The organism is Roseobacter sp. GAI101, assembly GCF_000156335.1.
Classification (GTDB): domain Bacteria; phylum Pseudomonadota; class Alphaproteobacteria; order Rhodobacterales; family Rhodobacteraceae; genus Sulfitobacter.
Map to the genome: position 1 here is coordinate 2,084,088 of NZ_DS999213.1, position 24,625 is coordinate 2,108,712.

The following is a 24,625-nucleotide window of genomic DNA, read 5'->3' on the forward strand; positions in this document are numbered from 1 at the left end:
AATTCGGCCACTTAAAATCCAAACCGATCTATCATTGGGGGACCTATGTACTATGGTACCTCAGTATTTAGACTAATTTCGAATAGAGACCAAGCATTTGGAAAAGACGCTCGAAAGCAGACCCGATAGCGAACCGCAAGAAAGCCGATCCGTCACTTTGACACGGTTTCAGAAGGGCTTGATCGTTGCAGGGAACGCGTCAACAGGCGACCCTAAGAACAACATGCCGCTGCTGGTCGAATTCGCGGGTGCAATTGACAATGACAGACTGCGCGCCGCCTTTTCGCAGGTGGTCAAGAAACACACCGCCTTGCGTACACGCATCCATGACCGAGACACCGCCGAGGTTATCCCCGCAGCCGAGTTTCCCGTCGAGACCGATATCATTCCTCTTGCAAAGACCGATCTGCAAGCGTGGGTCAAAACCGCCTCCGCACGCCCCTTCGATCTGACCAAACGGGCCTTAAGGAGCACGCTGCTTGATCACGGCGACGCAGGGTTTTCGTGGTTCCTGATCATGCATCACGCCGTGACCGACGGCAGGTCCGCTGTTTTGATGGTTACGGAAACGGCAAAAGCATATGCTGATGGCGTGCTTGAAGGGTCAAATCTTTACGCCGTCACACCAACGCCCCCTTCCGCGCCGATGACCTTCGACACGGTCACCAAAACCGGCCCGCTCTATTTTCCCACCTCCTTGGGCGGGACCGATGCGACCCAGCTTTCCTTTTGCCTGTCATCTGACGAACAGGACCTGTTGAACACGGCAGCCAAGGGCGGGCTAAGCGTGTTTTCACCGGACCTCAGCCTGCTTGTACTGCACGCGACTGCACTTTGCGTGTGGATTGGCAAGCTGACGGGCAAGCCCCAGCTGACCATCGGTGTCCTGCTGCACCAGCGCAACGGGACGAACATGGATGTCATCGGCCCGCTGGCAGAGGTGTTTCCCGTCACTATCAGTTGCGACCCTGATGACAGCTTCAGAACCCGATTTCGCAAGACCGCCGATGCCGTTCTGAGAATGCTGCGCCACGCGCTGCCGGGGTCAAGCCCGCAGGTCCCGGTTGATGTCCTGCTGAACTATCTGCCCCATTCACAATCCGACGTGCAATTCGGCGATGTGCAGGCGCGGATTGCCTATCTTTTCTCGGGTGCGCTGGATTCCCATCAGGTCGCCCGCTACCAGATACATAAATTCGCCACCACGGTCGGGTCTCCGGTCACGGCGGGGGATCAAGTCACCCATGTGATCGACCTCAAGACCGCGCCCGGTCAAAACGGTTTTGCCTACCCCGCCGCCGCACATCTGAAGCATGCATTGCTGGCGGGTGTACGATCACCGGATACGCCCTTGGATGCCCTTGACCTAAGTCCCCCGGACGAGGCCGAATTTGTTCGAAATTGGGAGAATACCCCACCACTGCTTGGTCCCGAAACCGATGTTGCGGCGCTGTTGAACACGGCCTTGCAGGGCCGGCACGCCCCCGTGCTGGAAGAGAAGGACGCGTCCCTTTCGGGCCATGAACTGTGGCGGGCGGCGTGGGGCTTTGCACGCTACCTGCACAAGCATGGCTGCGGTGCGGGTGATCGCATTTGCCTCGAACGTGCGCCCGGCATGGCTTATGTGATCGCCTCTTATGGGGCGGTGCTTGCGGGGTGCAGCTTTGTGCCGCTTGACCTGTCGCTTACGCCACAAAGACGGGCAACCCTGATAGATCTGGCCAAGCCCGCAATGATCATCGACATGGCGACCAACCTTGACACGATCAGCCCTGCGGATCCGATCCCGGATATGACCTACCAGCCGACGGACGAAGCCTATCTTCTATTCACGTCGGGCACATCGGGGACGCCGAAAGGCGTCGCCATTTCACGCGAAGGCCTTTCGGACTATCTGCGATTTGCGCTTGCCGCATATTTCGATGCCCCCGCAGTCGCGCCGCTGTTCGGCAACATGGGTTTTGACCTGACGATCACCAGCCTGTTCTGCCCCATCCTGAGCGGCGGCCGCCTGATCGCGATCCCCGATGCGGGACCTGCGGCACTGTCCGCACTGGCAGCGCAAAAAGACATAACATGGCTCAAGGCGACCCCGTCCCACCTTGCGATCTTGCAGAAGATTTTGCCCGCCCGTCATGCGATAAACACGATCGTCGTCGGAGGGGAGGCGCTTGGCTTGGGATTGGTGGACGCCCTGCAGCGGGTTGGTCGCCCCATCAGGATATTCAACGAATATGGCCCGACCGAAACCGTCGTGGGCTGCATGATCTTCTCCTCTGACCAGCCCCGCCCGACGGGCGAGACCAACATGCCGATCGGAGTCCCCGCCCCCGGTGTGACCCTGCGCATCGTGGATGCCCAAGGCAACCGCGTCCCGCCGGGCGTTCCCGGCGAATTGCTGGTGTCGCGGTCCGGCATGGCCAACGGGTATCTGGACGGCAGCACAGATGCCTTCATCACTCTGGACGCAAAGACATTCTACCGGACGGGCGATCTGGCCTATCTGAATGGAGACGGCCAGGCCGTCTACCTGGGGCGCATCGACACGCAGCTGAAGGTCGGCGGTGTCCGGTTGGAACCCGAGGAAATCGAACAGGCGTTGACCGCACACCCCGGCGTTGCCCAAGCGGTCGTGCGGCTTTGGTCGCCGCAACCTTTGGCCGCCACGCGCCACTGCCTGACCTGCGGATTGCCGGATAACGTGCCAAATGTCACCTTCGATGCTGATGGCATCTGCGTAGTGTGCCGTGATTTCGAACAGATCGTGGCGCAAACTGAAAGCTGGTTCAAAACACCGCAAGACATGCAGGCGGAAATCAACGGGCGTGCAACGGATGCCCCCCATGATTGCCTGTTCCTGCTGAGCGGCGGCAAGGATTCGACCTATGCCCTTTACCGCACCGTGGCGCTTGGCCATCGCCCCTATGTCCTCACGCTGGACAATGGCTATCTGTCCCAGGACGCCAAGACGAACATTAAAAGGGCAATCCGCGATCTGTGCGTCCCCCACGAATTCGTCACGACCTCGGAAATGGGCACCATCTTCCGCGAGTCGCTGTCAGCCCATTCAAACGTGTGTCACGGCTGCTTCAAGACCATCTATACACTCGCCCTGCAAAAAGCGGCAGAGCTGGACATCCGTGCGATCGTAACAGGCCTGTCGCGCGGGCAGCTTTTTGAAACCAGACTGTCGCCCGATCAATTTCGCGCAGGGCGCTTTGACGCCAACGCGATTGATGATGCCGTGGTTGCCGCACGCAAAAGCTATCACCGGGTCGACGACACGGTGCGCGGCATCGTTGATCCGGATCTGTTGTCCGATGACAGCCTGTTCGACCGCATCGCCTTTATCGATTTCTACCGCTACCATGATGTACGCCTTGAACAGATGCTTGCCTATCTGGCGCACCATACGGCGTGGCAGCGGCCACGCGACACGGGGCGGTCGTCAAACTGCCTGATCAATGTGGCCGGAATTCACACCCATCTGATCGAACAGGGGTTCCATAACTATGCCATTCCCTATGCCTGGGACGTGCGCCTGGGCCACAAAACCCGCGACGAGGCCATTGCGGAGCTGACCGACCATATCAGATCGGACGAAGTCGATCCGATCCTGAACGACATCGACTATGCGCCCGCGGCACGCAAAACCCTGACGGCGTGGGTGGTTCTGTCAGAGGCGGAGAAAGGCCATTTGGACCCCGCAGCGCTGCGCCGCCACCTTGCGGGCTTGTTGCCAGCGTACGCGATGCCGACTGCCTTTGTCGAAATTGACGCCGTCCCGCTGAGCCCGAATGGCAAGATTGACCAAGCCCTGCTTCCAAAGCCCGACAGGACAGTGCGCGCGGCTGCCGAAATCCCGCTCTCCTTTCTCACTCCGACCGAACGCACCCTCATTCAGGTCTGGGAACAGGTGTTGAAAACATCTCCCATCGGGCCGAATGATACGTTCTCGGCCCTGGGGGGAGATTCCCTTTCTGCCGTGACCATGATCATTACCTTAAGTGACCGGCTGGGTAAGCGGATACCCGATCAGATCGCCTTTGCGCCAAACACTCTGTCCGAACTTGCGGCGACCATTGATGCGCTTGATGCCGTGGATTCCCCTCTGCCGCCAGCGATGCCGTCAGAGGGCCAGGATCAGCCCCCGACCCTGTCGCTGCAGGAAAAGTCGATACTTTTCGAACACAGGTCACAGCCCGCATCAAGCCGCTACAATGTCTGCATGATGGCAAGGTTTTCGGCCCCTCTGAACGCGGAGCGGTTCGGCGAAGCGTTGAAGGCCGTGGCCCGGTGCCACGCGCCGTTAATTTGGACTTATGGCGCGACACGCCGCAGATTGCCGATAGATCGCGCTGTCGACATCCGGCATGTCCTGCATGTACCAACGCGCGAGGCGGCCGAGAAAGCCGCCCGCGACTTGCAGCGGTACCCCTTCGATCTTGAGAACGGCCCCCTGTTGCGCTGCCTGCCGATGGTACTGGATGGCGGGGACACCGTCGTCGCCCTGGCCGTCCATCACATCGCCTGCGACCATCAGAGTTTTGCAGTTCTTTGGCAGCAGTTGGATGATTGCTATCAGGATGGGATATTGCCAACGCTTCCAAGCAGCTATGCGTCGGTGTCAGCCTGGCAAGAAGACCGGCAGACAACCGCGCACAAGGATTTCTGGCTGGTCTACCCGCCTGCTACGCGAACGGGTTATCTTGATCGACCGCGCCCGAAGCTGCCAGAGCCTGACGCCCTGCTGACGCACCGGCTGTCGTCGCTGTCGGATGTGTATCGGAAAAATGTGGACCATACGCCTGTCGCCGTATCCATTGCGGCCGCGGTGGTTGCCTTGCGTCCTTTGATCGGGGGCGATGATGTGTCCATCGGCTTGGTGTCGTCGTCACGCGTCCATCCAGATACCGCAGATTTGGTGGGCTATTTCCTTAACCCGCTGCCCTTGGTGATCCATTGCCCCCTCGATGCGACCTATGAAAGCTTGCTGGCCGAGGTTACCCGGACCCTGGCCCAAGTGTTGCCGCTAAAGGATTACCCCTTTGCCCAGATTGTTGCGGATCGAAAGGAAGCGGGCACCCCCTTGCCGCAACTGGATGCGCTGGTCGCCATCATTCACGACAACCCGATCCATTTTGCGGGCGCGCGCATCGACGGCACGTTTCTTTCCGCTGGCGATGCGGTCGCGCCACTGACATTCTTTCACGAGGTCCATGACACCTCGCCCACTGCGATGCTGGAATATTCCGGCACATTCACCGGGTCGGATGACGCGCAGAACCTGCTGGGCGATTTCTGCAAGGCCATTGAACAGATGATCGAAGACCCCAACGCCGCTATTTTCAACGCGCGTTCAGACCAAGACACCGGCGCGATGTTGATCGGCCCCAAGCCGCTCAAGGCCCCGCATATCCTTGACGCCATCCTGTCGCATGTCGCGCACCAGCCCAGTGCCAGCGCAGTCATCTGCGGCGATGAAACGCTCAGCTGGCAAGAGCTTGACCGCCAGTCCGGTGCCATCGCGGCGCATCTTGCGGCGCAGGGTGTTGGCCCCGGTGCCCGCGTCCTGATCAGCGGTGCCCGAAGCGTTCGGCTGATCGCGGCGATCATCGGGATCATGCGCAGCGGTGCAGCCTATGTTCCGGTCAACACGCAAACCCCACAGGCGCGCATAAGGCGCATCGTGGAAACCCTGGGGGTGACCTACGCCCTCACGGATCAGAAAAACACGCAGCTCGGATGCCCGTCGGACGAGTTGAACCGGGACTGGGCGCGCGTTGAGGCCCCCGAGGCCGACCGCGATCTGAACAGCGAAGCCTATGTGATCTTCACGTCCGGCAGCACCGGAAGCCCCATGGGCGTGCCCATCCGTCACGATCAGCTTGCAGCCAGCACCGCCGCGCGGCAGGTCGAATACGCCACCCCGCCCTGTCAGTTCCTGCTTTTGTCGGACATCGGCTTTGACAGTTCGATGGTCGGCATTTTCTGGACCCTCTCGACAGGTGGCACGCTGGTTTTACCCACCGATCAGGAACGCGGTGACATCGACGGTCTTGCCGCACGGCTTGCCAGCGGCCAGATCAGCCATACGCTTTGCGTGCCTGTGCTGTATGCAGGCTTTTTGAAACGCCACAGGGGCAAGACGTGGCCGACGCAGGTCATCCTTGCCGGGGATCACTGTCCTGAATGGCTGGTCAAGGCGCATTTCGAACAGGCCCCCGACAGCCGGTTGTCAAATGAATTCGGCCCCACCGAAGCCACCGTCTGGGCCACGGTCGTGCATTACGAACCCGGCGCTTCAGACGACAGTGTGGGCCATCCGATCCCCGGTGTATGGCTGGGCATACTGGATGATGCAGGGGTCCTGTTGCCACCGTGCCAGCAAGGGCGACTGGCCATTGGCGGGCCGCAAGTCACATCGGGATATATCGGTGCCGATCCAGAAAAATCCGGCCGGTTCGGCAGCCTGGCGGACAGTCCGGACCCGTTTGGGCCTGTGCCAATGCGCTATGTCCTGTCTGGTGACAATGCCATGATCAGGGACGACAGACTGGTCCTGCTGGGCAGAACTGGCGCGCAGCTAAACGTGAACGGACACAGAATTGGCGCAACCGAAGTCGAAGCGCTGGTCTGCGCGACAGGCGAGATATCACATGCGATTTTGACAACGCTTGATCCGCGCCCCCTGACCCAGATCATGCAATCGGTGCCCCCGGCGGTTTTGACTGCAGCCCTTGACGAGGTGAAGACCACCGCCGATCCCGACAGCGCACTGCGGCTGGCACTGGGCACACGGCACAGCGATCACGTCGATCTGGCCCTTGTGGTAGAGACACCGACACAGCCAGATACCGATGCCATACGCGCGGCACTTGCCCGAGAACTCCCCCCCTATATGGTGCCCACGCGCATTGCATGGATGCCGCGCTTTGCGGTCAGCATCAATGAAAAGATCGACCGCAACGCAACCGTTGCGCTGGCCTTGCCAAAGTTGCTTGGCGCAGAGACAACACCGTCCACCCCCACATTCCTGCAACCTAGATCCCCCAGGATCATGGCATCGGTCGAAGATCTTAGCGCTCAAATCCTCGCGGTGTTCCGGGCGGAATTGCGCAATGACCAGCTGACCGCGTCACAGTCCTTTTTCGATCACGGCGGGCATTCTTTGATGGGGCTCAACGCGGTCATGGCGATTGAAAAAACCGGTCTGTCGATTTCCACGACACAGCTTTATGACACGCCCACGGCCCATGGCCTTGCATACGCGCTGCTGGGGGATGTGCCCCCTGCCGCAGTCCAACCGCCGCAGCCCCGGTTTCACCGCGCCCCCCTGCCGCTTCCCGAGGCTGGGGGCTACCGGACCCTGAATATCCCGATCCAGCCCAACGGAACCCGTCCGCCAATTTTTGCAATCCATAATCTGGGCGAGAATGTCGAATTCTTCCGCCACATATCAGAGCAATTGGGGCCGGATCAGCCATTTTTCGGGCTGGGTAAACCGATCAAGTTCAGCCACCACCGCAAACCGTCGGAAATGCTTCACGGCAAGATCGACATTCACGCGGTCGGGCATGCCTATGCAGATGAAATCATGCGCATGTACCCTCAGGGGCCGATTGTGCTGACGGCCCATTGTGGGGGCGTTCCCTTCAGCCATGCGACCGCCGTTGAATTGACCCGCCGCGGACGGACGCCGGCGCTTAACATCATGCTCAACGACTTACATGCGCCCCGCCTGAATCATCGGTATGACAACGTGGTGAAACGCGTTTGGAGACAGCGTTGGAACCAGTTGAAGCGCGATAAATTCGATCTTTTCATCACGCTGCCGCAACGGCTGGGCGGCATCGTCAAGTTGCGCCAGCAGATGATCACGCGGCATATTGAAAACCATCTGGTGCGCCGGGCAGAGGCTGCGGGCAAGCCCCTGTCCCCCCGCCTGACATCGCGCAAATACGTCGAAGATTCGATTGCTCTGCTGTACGATTTTGAACATGTGCCCTACGCAGGGCCGTCCGTTGCGATCCGCAGCACCAAGGAACCCAAGTTTTGGCTGAAAGACGGGGCGGATCGGGGCTGGGGCGGTATTCTGAGCGACTGGAAGGAGATCACCATCGAAGGCTTCGGTGTGGAAATACTCTTTCCCCCGCGGGTACAGGACACAGCCGCGGAGTTTCGCATGATGATCGACAACGTGGTCGCCCGGTGCCATCCGTTTGACGCACAACCGCAAGCAGTGCCGCCGTCTGTGCCCGTCCCCGACGGCACCAAAGCGGACGCGTACCGGATAGAGACCGCAGATTTCAGTGTCGAACTGAAGCTGAAGCATGAAAATGCCGTTGCCATGCCACGGATCGAGCAGCGCAACTGGTTGCTGAATATGGCCGTGCGCGAACTTGCCGAAGAAGTGGATGATCTGTCCCGCCGTGGCCCCAAAATGATCAAGACGGGCGGGATGGCCGCGATGAGCGATCGCGCGACAGCGGCTCTCAGACCTGAGGAGATCATGGAGAACTGGCAAATCCCCTTGATGGAAGCGATGGCTGACAGTGTTTGTGCCCGCGGCGGGGATATTCTGGAAATCGGCTATGGGCGGGGGGTTTCCGCGGCGATGGTGCAGTCGCACGAGATCGCATCGCACACCATTGTCGATTGCAACCCCCATGTTATTGCGGATGCGAACCGCTGGAAGCGCCAGTTCCGCAACCGCGAAATTCAGATCATTGATGCCCTTTGGCAAGACAGTCTTGATCAACTGGCACAGTATGACGGCATCTTGTTTCACACCTACCCTCTGGATGTCGAAGAGCTGGTGCAGAACCTCAGGCATTGCTGCACCTTCGCAGAAGAGTTTTTCCCCGTCGCCGCGCGGCTGTTGAAACCGGGCGGGCGGTTCACCTATTTCGCGCCCGAGCGCGATTCCTTAAGCCGACGACACCAACGCGCGCTTCATTCCCATTTCGACACGGTGGAACTTCGCCTGATCCGCGATCTGGGGCTGCCCCCGGAAAGCCGCGATGCGCATTGGTTCAATGAAATCACCTGCATCACCGCGACGGCGAAACGCGTCTGACATCAGCCGCTATGGAAATGCCCGGTCATCGCAGGTGACCTTTGTCCGGTCGGCCGCACGCGGTGACCGGTGCGAAACCTTGCGTCAGGGCCGTTCTGGGTTTCACCGATATGCGAAATTGACTGAGCGACAGGTTGTCGCTACGAATTATATGCAGATACATATAAAGTGGTACCGGAGCGTTAGACGACGGACCACATTCAACCGGGAGGATTACCATGAACACCTTGAGAATGCTTACTGCCGCTATCGTCACTGCCACCTCGCTGACCTCGCCTGCCTTCGCGCAAGAAGTCACGTTGCGCGGCGTTTCCGCCTTTAATCTTGGCACCACGTTCAGCCGCGAGTTTGAAGCCTTCGTCGGATGGGTCAATGAAAACGGCAAAGGTGTCGTTCAGATCCAGATCATCGGCGGGCCCGAAGCAGTGCCCCCCTTCGAGCTGGGCAATGCCGTGCAATCCGGCGTGGTGGACATTGCCAACAACACGTCGGCCTTCTATCCCAATCTTGTTCCGACCGGCGACGCCATCCACCTGGCGGAAAATACAGTACAGGAACAGCGCGAAAACGGCTGCTATGATGTCATCGACCGCATCCACCAAGAGCAGATGAACGCGAAATATCTGGCGCGTGCGGGTGACGGGATGGGCTTTCATCTTTACCTGACCAAGCCGGTCGAAGGTCCGGACCTAAGCGGCCTGACCATTCGCACCACGCCGGTCTATCAGGCGATGTTTGCGGCGCTTGGCGCAAATCTGGTGCGCACCGCACCGGGCGAGGTCTATAGCGCGCTGGAGCGTGGAGCGATTGACGGCTACGGCTGGCCTTCACAGGGCGTGCTGGATCTTGGCTGGGACGAGCAGACCAAATACCGCGTCGATCCCAGCTTTTACAACGTCGACGTGAACCTGTTGGTCAATCTTGATGTCTGGAACGGGCTGACCGATGAACAGCGCGCCAAGCTTGAGGAAGGGGCCGCGTGGATGGAAGCGTTGAACGCCAACAACGCCGACCTGAATGCCGCCGAATACGCCAAGCAGGCCGAGGCGGGGATCGAAACGATCACCTTTGACGCGGCCGGTGCGGAAAAATGGCTGAACACGGCACGGGACGCCGGTTGGGCCGCTGTCGACGCCATCGATGCGCCGTTGGCCAAAGAACTTCGCGCTTGCCTGGTCAAGTAATCAAAGATGATCGGACACATCTTTGCCCGGCTACTCTGGGTGCTTGCCGTGTTTTCGGCAGGTATCCTGGGTTTGATTGCCGTGGCCATCGCGATCAACGTGGCACTGCGCAACCTTGGCTTGCCCGTCATCTACGGCGCGCTGGACGCGATACAATACGCGCTGATGATTGCCACTTTCATGGGGGCACCCTGGGTTCTGGCGCAGGGCGGTCACGTCAAGGTCGACCTGATCACCAGCGCCCTGCCCCCCCGGACAGAGCAGACAGTAGGCCGCGTCACCAATCTGGTCGGGGCGGTCACGGCGGGTATTCTGGGTTGGTACGGGCTGCAGGCCGCAATTGCGTCGGCCGCGCGCGGGTCGATGATCCGCACGTCATTTGTGATCCCGGAATGGTGGATGCTGGCATTCGTACCTGCCTCCATGGCGCTTTGCGTCATTGTTTTCCTGCGCAAGGTACTTCAGCCTGACATGCCCAACGCCCCGCTGAGCGGGCTTTAGCATCATGGATTGGGGACTCACTTTAACATTGATGCTTGGTGGCCTGGCGGTACTCTTGCTTATCGGCCTGCCTGTCGCCTTCGCATTCATCGCCGTCACCACAGTCGGTGCCTATTTCGTGCTGGGCGGGGATCGCGGCATCCTGCAACTGGCACGAAACTCCGCGCAGTCGGTGGCGAACTTCCAGCTTGCGCCGATCCCGCTATTCATCCTGATGGGCGAGATTTTATTTCAGACCGGTGTCGCACACCGGGCCATTGACGCGATTGAACGGGTCGTGACGCGCATCCCGGGGCGTATGTCCGTGGTCACCATCTTTGGCGGTACGATCTTTGCCGCCTTGTCCGGGTCCACCATCGCAAATACGGCAATGCTGGGCAGTACGCTGCTGCCGGGCATGCTCAAGCGAGGCTACCACCCGTCGATGGCCATGGGGCCGATAATGGCATCCGGCGCGATTGCAATGCTGATCCCGCCCTCGGCTCTGGCGGTACTGGTCGGCTCGCTTGCGGGAATATCCATCGCCGGGCTGCTGATCGCAGGGGTCATCCCCGCGCTGCTTTTGGCGTTCTTGTTCGTGGCCTATGTGGTCGGGCGCAGCATTCTTGATCCTTCCGTCGCCCCCCCAGACACGCAGGAAAAAATGAGCCTGAGGGAAAGGTGGACGCCCTTCGCCCTCTATGTTCTTCCCCTGTCGGTACTTTTTGCCGTGGTGATCGGATCACTGCTGCTGGGGATCGCAACACCAACAGAAAGCGCGGCCCTGGGCAGTCTGACCGCAGTGGCCATCGGTGCGGCCTATCGCGCACTGACCTGGGCAAAGCTGGGACGCGCGCTGATGGAAACGCTCAAGCTTTCGGTGATGATCCTGTTCATCATCGCAGCAAGCCAGACTTTCGCGCAGGTTCTGTCCTTTTCAGGAGCCACCAACGGTCTCATCAACGCCATCAACAGCTTTGACCCGACGCCGCTGATGGTCTTGCTGGGCATGATCGCGATCCTGTTGTTTCTGGGCTGCTTCATTGATCAGGTGTCGATGCTGATGGTCACGGTTCCGGTCTTTGTGCCACTGGCCAATGCGATGGGGATCGACCCGCTGGTTTTGGGCGTGGTCTACCTTTTGACGATGGAGATCGGTCTGCTGACGCCCCCCTTCGGATTGCTGTTGTTCGTGATGCGCGGCGTGGCACCCCCCGAAATTCGCATGCGCGACATCTATGCGGCCGTGACACCTTTCGTTCTGATCAAGCTTTTCGTGCTTGGCCTGATCGTCTGGCTGCCCGAACTGGGCACATGGTTGCCGGGGCTGATGGGCCGGTAGGCTTGACCAAGAAAGCAGAAAGCCGACGTCCGAGGAAAATGTCCCTTGATTGCGTAGTACTCAAGGACCCGCTCAATACTTAGAAGAGGCGCATTGTGGCAACCCGCCGCAACGCGCCTCTTTTCTGTATTTGTCGATACGGGCCAAAGCGAGGCGCGTTTCAGCAGGTCAATGTTGTAGTCTACATCTACCTCCGGGTCAGGCGCAAAGGTCTCACCCTACCATCGAACTCACCGAAAGGGAGGAACTCGACTATCCCAAATGCATTATTTTTTTAATTTCAGCAGGTTGGCCAGAAAACGGCGGGAACGAAGCCCAAACAATAATGCTTTGCTACTATAAAATAATTAGATGAATTCTTGATTCATCTCCACACCTCACACTTCACACCTCACAAGATGTGAGGTTGGGTTGCACCCAAGCGTTCGAGGGGGCCAAGAGCGTTTCTTAAGCCAGAGCGACAGGGTGCGCACCCCCATATCCAATGACAATACGCCTTGGACATGCGCGGACAGCGAAACAAAGTTCCTCCGTAGGCCCGGATCAACATTAAGTTGATGTGATTTTACCTGCGGGACGCTAACTAATGGAACGAACGGCAATCACACGAATGGATTCACAATGGCAGCGCTCCGTCAAATTGGTCTTTTGATCATAGTTCTCGTTGCGGGGCTTTATATTTGGATCACCTATGTTCCTGCAGCACAACCGTTTCTGGATCGCATAGGCTTGCTTGATCTGCTCGGGATCGAGGCATCTCAAACCGCAGCCTCGGAAGAAGGCGGGCGGCGCGGCGGGGGTGCTGCGCGTGTCATTGCGGTTTCTGTCGGCGAAAAATCGGTTACCGACCGGATCAATGCGATCGGCGACGGGCGCGCGCGGCGGTCTGTGACTGTGCGCTCCAGTGCCGTGGGGGTGATAACGGATCTTTACCTGACTGCGGGCGGATACGTGCAAAGCGGTGACATCATCATCAAGCTTCAGGACGAGGAAGAGCAAATTGCGCTGGAGCAGGCAAAAATTCAGCTCGACGATGCGCGCGCAGAGGCGGATCGCATCAAACGACTGGAAGCAACCGGCGCTACCACCGAAGTCCGCAAGCGAGAAGCCGAACTGGCGCAGCGCAGCGCGGAGCTTGCCGTGCGTCAGGCCGAATTTGACTTGTCCCAACGACAGGTCGCGGCACCGATTTCCGGTTGGGTCGGGATCATTGATCTTGAGGAAGGTGACCGCGTCAATGCGCAGGATGTTCTGGTGACGATCACCGATCGATCCGAAATCCTGATCGACTTTCGGGTCCCTGAACGGGTCGTGAACAAGATCGAAATCGGTCAAAGCTTTGCGCTGACGCCCCTGGGCCTGCGCGATACAACACTGACGGGCGAGGTTAGCGCGATAGATTCCGTGGTCGACAGAGCCAGCAGAACCCTGCTGGTGCAGGGCCGAGTTGCCAATGACGCAGATCTGCTGCGCGCAGGCATGGCCTTTTCGGTCAACCTGAGTTTTCCCGGTGAGACAATGTTGTCGATTGCCCCGTTGGCAGTGCAATGGTCAAGCGAGGGCCCTTTTGTCTGGGCCGTCCGGGACGGCAAGGTTTCGCAGGTCGCTGTTGCGATTGTGCAGCGCAACAGCGACGAGGTCCTCGTGACTTCCGAAGGCCTCAAGAAGGATGACATGGTCGTGACCGAGGGCGTTCAAACCCTGCGCGAGGGGGCCGAGGTCAACATTTCAAGCCAAGATGCCTCTGCCCTTCTGGGGCCGGAGAAGTCCCAAGGTGCCTCGCTATGAGCACAGCAAATTCTAGCGGCACAGCGCTTTTTGTACGCCGCCCGATCCTTGCCTTTGTCTTGAATGCGCTGATCGTCTTGGCGGGTGTTGCCGCACTTTTTGGTGCCGAAATTCGTGAATTGCCAAACGTGGATCGGCCGGTTGTCACGATCACCACCCCCTTCCCCGGCGCGTCACCCGAAGCGGTTGATCAGGAACTGACAGGCCGGATTGAAGGTGCCGTGGGCCGCGTATCCGGCGTGCGCAGCATATCGTCAAACTCGCGGTTCGGGCGCAGTCGGGTCACCGTCGAATTCAACGACAACGTCGATATCGATGTGGCCGCAACGGATGTGCGCGATGCCGTCGGGCGTATCGTCAACGACCTGCCCGAAGACGCGGACCAGCCCCAGATCGTAAAGGCTGACGCGAATGCGCAACCGGTGATGCGCATCGCTGTCACCTCGGCGCGACGGTCCCCCCAAGAGTTGACTGCCATCGTACAAGACCGCGTTGAAGATCGCCTGATCTCTGTCGATGGGGTTGCGGATTTGCAAATCTATGGTGACCGTGAACCAATTTTCCGGGTGGATATCAATCAACTGGAACTGGCAAGCCGTGGGCTGACGCTGGGTGATATGCAGCGTGCCTTGTCCAGTGTGGCTTTCGATTCACCCGCCGGTGATCTGGCCGGTGATCGCCAGTCTATCAATGTGCGTACAACGGCCAGCGTTGCCACCGTCGATGCGTTCGAGGCGCTTGAAATCATGCCTGACGTCACCGTCGGCGATGTGGCACAGGTGACCCTGGGGCCGGCAACCGGCGAAACAGCGCTGCGGGCAAACGGTCAGTTGGGGTTGGGCATCGGGGTCATTCGGCAGGCCACGTCGAATACGTTGGAGATTTCAACGAACGTGCGCGAAGTCGTGGCCGACCTTGGCCGCACGTTGCCCGATGACGTCACGATCGCGGTGACGTCCGACGATGCTGTCTTTATTTCTGGTTCAATCGACGAGGTGATCAAGTCGCTTGGGTTTGCAATCGCGATTGTCGTCGCGGTGATCTTTTTGTTCTTGAGGGATGTGCGCGCGACGCTGATCCCTGCGCTGACGTTGCCCGTTGCCTTGGTCGGGACGCTTGCGGCGATCTATCTTGTGGGGTTTTCGATCAATATCCTGACGCTGCTGGCCCTTGTGCTGGCGACCGGGATGGTTGTCGATGATGCGATCGTTGTGCTTGAGAATATCGTGCGCCAACGCGCCTTGGGTATGGGGCCCCGGGCCGCTGCGGTGAACGGTACGGCGCAGGTGTTCTTTGCCGTCATCACCACAACCGCGACGCTGGCCGCCGTCTTTGTGCCGCTCTCGTTTCTGCCCGGTCAGGCAGGCGGTCTGTTTCGCGAATTCGGCTTTACGCTGGCGATGGCGGTGCTTCTGTCGTCGGTTGTGGCGCTTAGTCTGTGCCCGGTATTGGCAAGCCGCTTGCTGACAAAAAAGCCAAAGGAAAACCCGCGTGGGCCGATGATCTGGCTCGGCAACCGCCTGCTGGGCGTCTACGAAAGCACGCTTAAGGGGGCACTCGCGATGCCTTTTGTGATCGTGCTTGTATCGGTCTTTGTCGCCGCCACAGCCATCATGATGACCAACGGCATCAGACAGGAATTGACCCCACCCGAAGACCGCGCCGTGGCCCTGCTGCGTGTTACGGCACCGCAGGGGGTATCGCTGGAATATACGCAAAGCAAAATGCGCGAGATCGAAGATGTGGTTGCCCCCCTGCAAGACAACGGAGAAATCACAAACGTCTTTTCGATAAGCGGCTTTGGCGCAAATAATCGCGGCTTTATGGTTTTCACCTTGGCCAAATGGCAGGACCGCACCCGCGGTCAGCAGGAGATTGTTGCAGAGATTAACGGCAAGCTCAGACAGATCATCGGGGTGCGCGCCTTTGCCATTCAGCCTAATTCCCTTGGTATTCGGGGTGCCGGCCGGGGGTTGGCGTTCGGGATCACCGGCAGCAGCTATGAACAACTTGCCGACGTCGCGGAAACGATGGTCGACCGGCTGCGCGCCATACCCGGGATGGGGCAGGTCCAGCTTGAATATGAACAGACCCAGCCCCAGTTGTTTGTCCAGATCGACCGCGCTTTGGCCGCGGACCTCGAGATTGATATCACCGGTCTGGGTCAGGCTTTGCAGGCATTGCTGGACGGGCGCACCGTTGGCTCGGTATTCATTGATGACAAAAGCTTTGATGTGCAGATGCAATCAACCGCGAACCCGATCAATGATCCGGGCGACCTTGAGAATATTTTTGTGCAGTCGGGCACGGGGCAGATGGTGCCCATGTCCAGCTTTGTCACGCTTGAAGAACGGGCCGTTGCCCCTGAATTATCGCGCGAAGGCCAGAACCGGTCGGTCGAATTGACGGCAGGGCTGACACCCGATCTGTCGTTGGGCGATGCATTTGCGCAGGTATTGGACATAGGCGACGAGGTTCTGGCAGACGAAAACCGGATCGTCCCCTTGGCTGAAGCGGCCACCCTGGATCAAACAAACTCGGGGATCGTGATCACTTTCGGCTTTGCGATCCTTGTGGTGTTTCTCGTGTTGGCGGCACAATTCGAAAGCTTCATTTCTGCTGTGATCGTGATGGCAACTGTCCCGTTGGGGTTGGCATGCGCTGTCTTTGCCTTGCTGTTGACGGGCCAAAGTTTGAATGTCTACAGCCAGATTGGGCTGGTTATCCTGATTGGGATCATGGCTAAAAATGGCATCCTTATCGTCGAATTTGCCAACCAGCTGCGTGACAAAGGCCAGGATGTGCAAAGCGCGATCAAGGACGCCTGCATCATTCGTCTGCGCCCCGTCATGATGACGATGACGTCCACCGTATTGGGCGGCGTGCCATTGGTGTTGTCCACCGGCGCAGGTGCCGAGGCGCGCGAAGCCTTGGGTTGGGTGATCGTGGGGGGGCTGGGACTGGCAACGCTCTTTACGCTGTATCTGACACCCGTGGCCTATGCCCTGCTGGCGCGTTTTTCGACCCCCAAGGCCCAAGAAGAAGCGCGCCTGCAAAAGGAATTGGAACAGGCGCAAGGGATCTGACGGATTGGCCGCAGACCTATTCTGCCAATAGCAATATGCGACCTTCAGGCATGTCCGAGGAATGGAAAAACGACATGCGCGATGTAGTTTTGATCAGGAATAGGAGAGCTTGATCTAAGTGGTATTATTTTCATAAATCGTAATGAGTTGCCGTAGAGAGACCGGTGTTTTCGCGAGGCCCATGACCGGACCAGATGCTGGGTTATCTGATAATCAAACGATCCCGATCAAGATATGTGCGGCCGCTTAAAAGGCTGGCGACGGGTCGGCACCCCATATGGCAAATGCCCAAAGATATGTCTGCAATTGCCCTCTCAGCCACCATCTTGTTTTGCTTTTAACTCAATGAGTTATCGAGCCCAGACCACCGGATCATACAGCAGTCTTAATTCGCGCGCCCGCTGGTTTGTGTTGGTTCGCAATTGTCTTGGCGACATGGGCGGCATCCTCTGCCACGCCCAGAAAACGGCCCGAGCCCCATGTATGCAGCCAGCCCAGCCCCAGAAAGAATATGCCATCCTCATCACAGACCCCGCGCGTATGTATCGGGCGACCGCGCGCGTCCAGACAATCGACCAGAAGCCAGTTGTAGTTTGGGCGGAAACCGATGCACCACAGGATCGAGGTTATGCCTTCGGCAGCGGCGTCGATTTCGGTGATCTCGGCATCCGGACGCCAGACTTTTTCGAAGGGCGGTTCAAGCGGCGCATCAATCCCTTCACGCGCGATGTAGTCGTCTATCATCTGGCGAATACCGACATAGCTTTTGTCGGCGGCATCAAGGTTCTTTTCCAGATCAGGCAGGAAGCGGATCGTCATTCCAGCCATATCCGCAACCGAACCATACATGCGCAGCCCCTCCACAGCAAAGCGGCGCAGGTCGATCTCGTGGCCGCCGTCGCGGCCCGACATATAATGATTGGTCTTTGCCTCGGTGGTTTTCGGGTCGGGCTGTTCCGCGATGGTGGTTTCGTAGTAGCCCAATTGATGCAGCCAATCCGTCGCGTCCCTGCCGCGATACCAGCGCGGACTGCGCGGTGCCGGGCCAACCGCCAGTCGCACGTCGCGGCCTGCGATGGTCAGATCTTCCATCATCTGCACTCCAGACTGGCCGGTGCCGACCACAAGGCACGTGCCGTCAGGAATGTCGGATGGGCGACGATAGGCCTTGGAGTGGAGTTGCGTGATTGCGGGGTCAAGCTGGCTGGCAAAGGGCGGCGTGATGGGGCGGTCATATCCCCCGGATGCCACAATGACGCTGTCAGCGGACCACAGCCCCTGATCGGTGTCCACCTCAAAGACGCCACGGTTTTTTTCCACCCGGGTCACGGTCACACCCTCGTGCAACGGGGCATCGAAACTGTCGCAGAAGCCATCAACGTACTCAATGATCTCTTCTTTGACCATGAAACCGGTAGGATCGTCCCCCCGATAGGGAAAGTCCGGCAACTTGCACTGCCAGTTGGGCGTCACAAGGCAGAAGCTGTCCCAGCGATCTTCTTTCCATGCGTGAAACCGCTCATATCTCTCCAGAACGACGTGATCGACACCTGCCTGGCAAAGGTAATAGGATGCGGACATTCCCGCTTGGCCAGCACCGACAATGACTGTTGTGACATGGGTTCGAGTTTGGGACTTCAGCGGATTGACAGGCATATGACGGTCTCCTCAGGCTTGTATCGGGCAACGGCTGTGGCAAGTTTCGCCGCCTGCGCGTCGGCAGAGGTGCAGCGGAACCCAAACTTGGCCTCAACCCGCCGGGCGGCAAGGTCCAGGGCCATACGGCTTCGGGTGTGGAAGTCATCCACGCGGTATTTTTGACCCACCTTCAGGTGGTCGTGGATGACGGTTGAGGGGGAATAACACTCCTCCTCCGCCCCGTCGGGCCAACGAATTCGGAAAATTGTCTCAGGCATGGTCTGCCTCTTTGATCGGGGGAAGACCAAGATAGGGTGCGACGGCATGATCCCATATCAGATGGTCCGCGGTGACGTCATTCAGGGTCAGGGCGCTGCCAGCGACAACAGTGCCAATAACCTCTGCCCCTATTTCCCGCCTATGGAACCGAGACAGAATAGCGGCGGCGTTTTCCGGCTTTGCGGTCAGCAGAAATCCGAAGCTGGGGAATGCGGTCATCCAGCGGGTCAGATCGCCGTCGGGGGGCGTGATAACATTTGGATCAAGGGAAATGCCGACGCCGGAACATTCCGCCAGCATCAGCGCCGTCCCTGCGATGCCCCCCTGGCTGATGTCCTTGCCCGCAGTGACAAGGCCGTCTTCGGCCAGCGCTGGCAGAATTTCCATGTCACCGCGCAGCCGCTCGTGGGGCGCGTTTAGAAAGGCCGGAAAGTTGCTGCTATCGCCGGCATATGCCCCACGCAGGTCAGCGCATGCAATCAGCACGTCGTCTGGTTGCGCGCCAAAGCTGGTGATCAGCACCTTGGCGTGCCCCCAGATCGCGGCGGCAAGTTGAGGTTGCGCGGTGCGCAGGTTCGTATGCCCGCCAACGATGGGGATGCCATAGGCTTCCGACGCCTGCTTCATCCCTCGCAGAATTTCTTGCGCCGTCGTTGCATCTGGTGCCCAAAGGGCATTTGTCACGGCGGTGGGCCTGCCACCCATGGCCAGTATATCGCTCATGTTGACCATCACGGCACACCAGCCAGCGAACCATGGGGCGGAGGCGACGAAGTCGTTCATGAACCCTTCCGTCGCCATCAACTGCCAGCCGTCGCCGTCCGGGATCGCGGCTGCGTCGTCGCCGGGGCGGCCAGGACTATTCTGTGACAACCCAAGGGCCGCGCAAGCCACGTCGATGTCGCGCTTGCCGGTCACGTGCGGATGCGCGGCCAGATGCGCGGCAAGGGCAGCGACGTCTATCATGCGGCGCGCCGTGTCAACGCCAGCCATCCGCGCGCGGGATCGGTGACCGGGGGATAGGCATCCAGATTTGCCTGCATCTTCATATGCGGGTGGCCGTGCAGGTCCTCCTGACCAAGTGGTTGCCAATTCAGTTTTTCAAAGAGGGCGACATTCTGCATCTGGATATGGGCGAGGAATGTAGTGCAACCACGCGCGTGTGCCGTGCCGACCGCGAGACGGATCAGTTCCGCCCCCAGTCGCCCGACGCGCCGATAATCAGGCGCGACGGCCAGACGCGACCCCCACCAGACGCCGGGACTGTCCTTGTGAATGCGGACGGTGCCGACGACCTCGTCCGCTTCTGATGCCATCGTCGAGACGGCCACCAGCGGAAGGGCGGTGTGATCAATTTGATCACGGTCATGATCCGCAAAGATTGCCTGTTCCGTAACGAAGGTGCGGTGACGCAAGGAGGCGGCACCGCCGATTTCCCAGTTTTCTGTCGCAAGGCGGATCAGGAATTCCGGCGTGACGAAGGCTGCGGGGCGTTCGATGATCATGTCGCAGTCTCCCGCGCAGGCTTTCTGAACTTCTCAAAAGCTGACAGGGCCGAACAGGCCCCGCAGCGTCCGCAACCAGCCTTGATGTCCTCAGCCCGCATCCCCCGATCCACGATCATCTGCGACAGCGGGCCAAGCACGCCGTGCATGAAGGCAGAGGTCGGCGCAGGGTGGCTTTCCAAGGGTGTGCCCGTAACGGGTACGAAGGGCACAACGAAAGGATAGACGCCGATCGCAGTCAGCCGTTCGCAGATCGACAGGATCGCCTCTTGCGTATCGCCAAGCCCGGCAAGGATGTAGGTCGAGACCTGTCCCCAACCGAAAACCTCTACCGCCGCGGCGAAGCTGTCGAAGTATTTCTCAAGCGAGACTTGCGCCTTGCCGGGCATGATCTGCTCGCGCAACGCGGGCGTGACGACCTCAAGATGCATGCCAAGACTGTCGATACCTGCATCCTTCATGCGGCGGTGCCACATGTCATCCTCGGGGGGCTCGCATTGCGCCTGCAGCGGCAGATTGACGGCGGCGCGGATGGCTTCGGCGCTTTCGGTCAGAACTTTGGCACCCCGATCCTTGCCAGCAGGAGTACCGGTCGTCATGACCATGTGTTTAACCCCGTCCAGCAAAACGGCGGCCCGGGCAACTTCGGCCAGTTGCGCGGGCGTCTTGTGGGCGATGGTCCGGCCAGCGGCAAGGCTTTGGCCGATGGCGCAGAATTTGCAGGTCTTCTTGCGGCTCTCATAGCGGATGCATGTCTGAAGCACCGTCGTTGCCAGAACGTCCTTGGCGTGCAGCTGGGCGATGTGGCCGTAGGGGACACCGTCGGCGGTCGAAAGATCAAGGAACTTGGCCCGCTGCGGGAATATTACGTCGGCAAAGAACGCGCCGTCCTTCATGACCCGTGCGTTGCCCGAAGCGTCCGGGGCTTCGACCAGATAGGGCGACGCAAAGGCCGTCGCGGTGTGGACGGGTACCATCACGGTCATGCCACCTATTGTGACAGCCTTGTGGTCTGTCGGTCCGGCACCGCCACGACGGCTGTCGGCCCCGGCGCGGGGATCGACAAGGCGCATGCCTCGGGTCTGCAGGTCGTTGATCAGGTCGCCGGTTGTCGCTTGCATATCAATCCTCCAATGGGATCGGCTGGAATTGGGGTCCGGTCGCACTCACATGCCGTGTGGGCGTCAGATCGGTCTTGTGATGTAGGGAAAGAAGCTCGGGCCGGGCATAGTGGCCAACTGAATCCATCATCCGCTTGCGCTTGGTGACCAGCGCCATGTCGAGATCGCCGTATAGGATCCCTTCCCCACTGGTCAAAGGCGGCACGACATGACGCCCCTCAGGGGTGACGATGCAGGTCATGCAACCGTCACGCAGCGCCTTTTGCAGCGCGGGATCGGCCGTGATGCTTTCGATCTGGTCATCTGTCAGCCAACCCGTCGCATTCACGACGAAACAGCCCGATTCCAACGCGTGGTGGCGCATCGTCACCTCGATCTGCTCTGCAAAAATCGGCCCGACAAGGCTGCCGGGGAATTGGGCAACGTGGATTTCCTCATGTTGGGTCATCAGGGCATAGCGTGCCAGCGGGTTGTAATGCTCCCAGCAGGCCAGCGCGCCGATGCGCCCCACGCGGGTATCAACGACCTGCAGGCCAGCACCGTCGCCTTGGCCCCAGACCATCCGCTCGTGGTAGGTTGGCGTAATCTTGCGCCGCTTCAGCAGCAGCGTGCCATTTGCATCAAAGATCAGTTGCGCATTGTAGAGCGATCCATGGTCGCGCTCATTCACCCCCAGCACGACGACCACACCATGATGGGCGCATCGTTCGGCCACCCGGCGCGTATCGTCTGACGGGACCGTCACGGCCTGTTCATAAAGATTCAGATGCGGCTTGCCCTGCTGGCAAGGCGGCAAGACAAAAGAAAAATACGGATAGAACGGCACCAACGTCTCTGGAAAGACAATCAGGTCCGCGCCGTTTCCGGCAGCCTCGTCTATCGCGTCAAGCACGCGGGCCATTGTCTTGTCGCGGCTTGTCAGATCGGGTGCGATCTGGACTGCCGCTGCCTTGATGGTACGGGACATTGTGTTTCTCCGAATGGATAAGCCGGGACGGCTGTCGCCCCGGCGCTGGCGCTTAAAGCGTCCAGGTATCGACGATCACCGCATTCTCGCGGATGTGCAGAAGCTTGAGATCCAAAACATCCTGCGGCGCTATCGGGATGATGCCTGGCAGCAGCGATGCTTCGCCGTGACCATAGAGTGCCTGAAGCGCAAAGCGGCATGCGTAGATCTTGCTGCCCTCAGCCATGAACTTTTTGAGATTGTCTGCAAAGTTCTGATGCCCTGGGAACGCCGCATCGCCCAGTGTCGGAAATCCGCGCTGGATGCCAAGTGTCACGCCAGGACCGTACAGCAGGATCGAGGTTTCGAACCCTTTGCGTGCCAGACGAATGGCGTTGAGCATATTGACGAGGCCGATGGACCCCTCGAAGGCCACGGTGTGGAAGGTGACAAGCGCCTTCTGGCCCGGTTCTGCTTTCACATCCTCGAAAACCTTGTCTTCGTAATCGACGAAAAAATCGCCGTCCTTGTGTTTTTCTTGCGTTACTGCCGGCATGTATCAATCCCTTTTGCTGGTCGGCCAGTATTGACCGCTTCGTGTAGAGTGAGTGTGCCGCGCCTAAGGAAATCCAATCAATATAAGAATCAATTACACATACAATTTAGAGCAATGAATCCCTTCGCCTTCGTAATATTCACCGGTCGAGACCTATTTATCAGCAGTCCAAGAAGGATTGAGCTGGATTATTTGAATAAAATCCATACAAAGCAATTCAATCCGATATAATTTGGCTGTAGTATTTCCCGATGAAAGACTGGACACCGATTCTGCGCACCGACGGTGCCGCCCGTTACTTGCAACTGGCCGATGCCATTGCCGAAGGGATTTCGAATGGCACCCTTCAGGATGGCGTGCGCCTGCCGCCTCAGCGCAAGCTCGCCGACAGGCTGGGCATCGACTTTACCACTGTATCACGCGGCTATGTTGAGGCGCGGCAACGCGGACTGGTAAGCAGCCACGTCGGGCGCGGCACTTTCGTGATCGGCACAAAACGCGCGGATCCCCAACGCGAGCAGCGCCGACACGCCGACGTCGACCTGACCATGAACCTGCCTCCCGAGCCGGACGAGCCCGCGCTTCTGGCCCGGATGGAGGCAGGCGTGCAGACCGTCACAGCGAACCTGATCGACTTGCTGCGATACCAATCGTCCACGGGCGGCCAGATCGACAAGGAGGCCGCATCGACGTGGTTATCCCTGCGCGGCCTCGTCCCGTCACTCGACCGGATCGCAGTGACACCCGGCGCACATCCCACCATCCTTGCGATCCTGATGAGTCTGGCCAAACCCGGGGATGTCGTGTTGTGCGAGGATGTGACCTATCCTGGTATACGCAGCATCTGCGCGCGGCTGAACCTGCGCCTTGTGGGCCTTCCGGGGGATGCGGATGGGATCGATATTGATGCGCTTAACACGGCGATCCGTGAACATCGGCCAAAGGCTCTTTATCTCAATCCGACCCTGAACAACCCAACGACACGGACAATCTCACTCGCGCGCCGTCAGTCCATAGCAGACGTGATTATTGCCCACCATCTGCCACTGATCGAGGATGACGCCTACGGCTTCATTCCACCCCACCCACCGGCACCGTTGGCCAGCTTCGCTCCCGATCTGGTCTGGCATATCGGCGGGCTGGCCAAGTGTATCGGTGCCGGTTTGCGCCTTGCCTACACCGTCGCCCCCAACAGCCACGCTGCCCGCGAACTGGCACATCAGATCAGGATCATCTCGGTCATGCCGTCACCCTTGATGATGGCACTTGCAACACGCTGGATCATCGATGGCACCGCGGACGGCATCCGCCGCTTTGTCCGCGAGGAAACGCTGGCACGTCAGGCCATCGCTTCCCAAGCCCTGAACGGGTTCCGCTTTGAATCGACCCCACACGCCTTCAATGTCTGGCTTCACCTGCCCGAAGGCATCACGCGCGCCGAAATGATCGGGCGCATGGCAGGCACAGGAGTGGGGATCATGCCGTCAGACGCCTTCACCGTTTCCGGCAATCCAACCGAAGCCATCCGAGTCTGCCTCGGTGGACAGATCAAACGAAGCCAGCTCCACGATGCGATGGGCCTTCTTGCCTATATCATGTCGAGTACGGACTGAGGCTTCTT

14 protein-coding genes are annotated in these 24,625 nt (G+C 59.3%); 7 read left to right on the forward strand and 7 right to left on the reverse strand.

From position 1 onward, the window contains the following. The first annotated feature begins 97 nt into the window (after positions 1–97). The 6 genes from RGAI101_RS09695 (at position 98) to RGAI101_RS09720 (ending at position 16,959) form a co-directional block, all read left to right on the forward strand. The gene (locus RGAI101_RS09695; protein ID WP_008225924.1) at positions 98–9,079 is read left to right on the forward strand and encodes an AMP-binding protein; all 8,982 of its coding nucleotides are present in this window, start codon (positions 98–100) and stop codon (positions 9,077–9,079) included. A gap of 218 nt (positions 9,080–9,297) precedes the next feature. After that, on the forward strand, positions 9,298–10,263 hold the full coding sequence (dctP, locus tag RGAI101_RS09700) for a TRAP transporter substrate-binding protein DctP (protein WP_157044671.1): 966 nt from the start codon (positions 9,298–9,300) through the stop codon (positions 10,261–10,263). Positions 10,264–10,269: 6 nt separating this feature from the next. Next, complete coding sequence (locus RGAI101_RS09705) at positions 10,270–10,764, forward strand: TRAP transporter small permease (protein ID WP_008227040.1); 495 nt, start codon at positions 10,270–10,272, stop codon at positions 10,762–10,764. A gap of 4 nt (positions 10,765–10,768) precedes the next feature. Then, positions 10,769–12,085: a TRAP transporter large permease gene (locus tag RGAI101_RS09710; RefSeq protein ID WP_037227881.1), complete on the forward strand. Its 1,317-nt coding sequence runs from the start codon at positions 10,769–10,771 to the stop codon at positions 12,083–12,085. 621 nt (positions 12,086–12,706) lie between these two features. Next, on the forward strand, positions 12,707–13,873 hold the full coding sequence (locus RGAI101_RS09715; protein WP_008224892.1) for an efflux RND transporter periplasmic adaptor subunit: 1,167 nt from the start codon (positions 12,707–12,709) through the stop codon (positions 13,871–13,873). Next, positions 13,870–16,959, forward strand: a complete 3,090-nt coding sequence (locus RGAI101_RS09720) for an efflux RND transporter permease subunit (protein WP_008225232.1) — start codon at positions 13,870–13,872, stop codon at positions 16,957–16,959. The genes RGAI101_RS09715 and RGAI101_RS09720 overlap by 4 nt, the downstream gene beginning before the upstream one ends. 372 nt (positions 16,960–17,331) lie before the next feature. Here the strand turns inward: RGAI101_RS09720 and RGAI101_RS09725 are convergent, their stop codons facing one another. The 7 genes from RGAI101_RS09725 to RGAI101_RS09755 are packed head-to-tail and all read right to left on the reverse strand — an operon-like array spanning position 17,332 to position 23,004. Then, entirely contained in the window at positions 17,332–18,615 is a 1,284-nt protein-coding gene (locus tag RGAI101_RS09725) for an MSMEG_0569 family flavin-dependent oxidoreductase (protein WP_037227884.1), read from the reverse strand. Then, entirely contained in the window at positions 18,597–18,875 is a 279-nt protein-coding gene (locus tag RGAI101_RS09730; protein ID WP_037227887.1) for an MSMEG_0570 family nitrogen starvation response protein, read from the reverse strand. Before RGAI101_RS09730 ends, RGAI101_RS09725 begins: the two co-directional genes overlap by 19 nt. After that, entirely contained in the window at positions 18,868–19,842 is a 975-nt protein-coding gene (locus RGAI101_RS09735) for a sll0787 family AIR synthase-like protein (protein ID WP_037229386.1), read from the reverse strand. Before RGAI101_RS09735 ends, RGAI101_RS09730 begins: the two co-directional genes overlap by 8 nt. After that, positions 19,839–20,381, reverse strand: coding sequence for an MSMEG_0567/Sll0786 family nitrogen starvation N-acetyltransferase (locus RGAI101_RS09740; protein WP_008227099.1), 543 nt, complete (start codon positions 20,379–20,381; stop codon positions 19,839–19,841). The genes RGAI101_RS09735 and RGAI101_RS09740 overlap by 4 nt, the downstream gene beginning before the upstream one ends. After that, the gene (locus RGAI101_RS09745; protein ID WP_008229209.1) at positions 20,378–21,502 is read right to left on the reverse strand and encodes an MSMEG_0568 family radical SAM protein; all 1,125 of its coding nucleotides are present in this window, start codon (positions 21,500–21,502) and stop codon (positions 20,378–20,380) included. Before RGAI101_RS09745 ends, RGAI101_RS09740 begins: the two co-directional genes overlap by 4 nt. Before the next feature lies 1 nt (position 21,503). Further along, positions 21,504–22,469: a Nit6803 family nitrilase gene (locus RGAI101_RS09750; RefSeq protein ID WP_008225401.1), complete on the reverse strand. Its 966-nt coding sequence runs from the start codon at positions 22,467–22,469 to the stop codon at positions 21,504–21,506. A gap of 52 nt (positions 22,470–22,521) precedes the next feature. Further along, positions 22,522–23,004 carry an MSMEG_0572/Sll0783 family nitrogen starvation response protein gene (locus RGAI101_RS09755; protein ID WP_008228825.1) on the reverse strand — a complete coding sequence of 161 codons (483 nt, stop codon included), beginning with the start codon at positions 23,002–23,004 and terminating at the stop codon, positions 22,522–22,524. A 251-nt stretch (positions 23,005–23,255) separates the two neighbouring features. On the opposite strand from RGAI101_RS09755, the gene RGAI101_RS09760 reads away from it, so the two are divergent. Next, positions 23,256–24,617 (forward strand): aminotransferase-like domain-containing protein, encoded by a 1,362-nt coding sequence (locus tag RGAI101_RS09760; RefSeq protein ID WP_008227709.1) that lies wholly within the window; start codon positions 23,256–23,258, stop codon positions 24,615–24,617. The last annotated feature ends 8 nt before the right edge of the window (positions 24,618–24,625 follow it).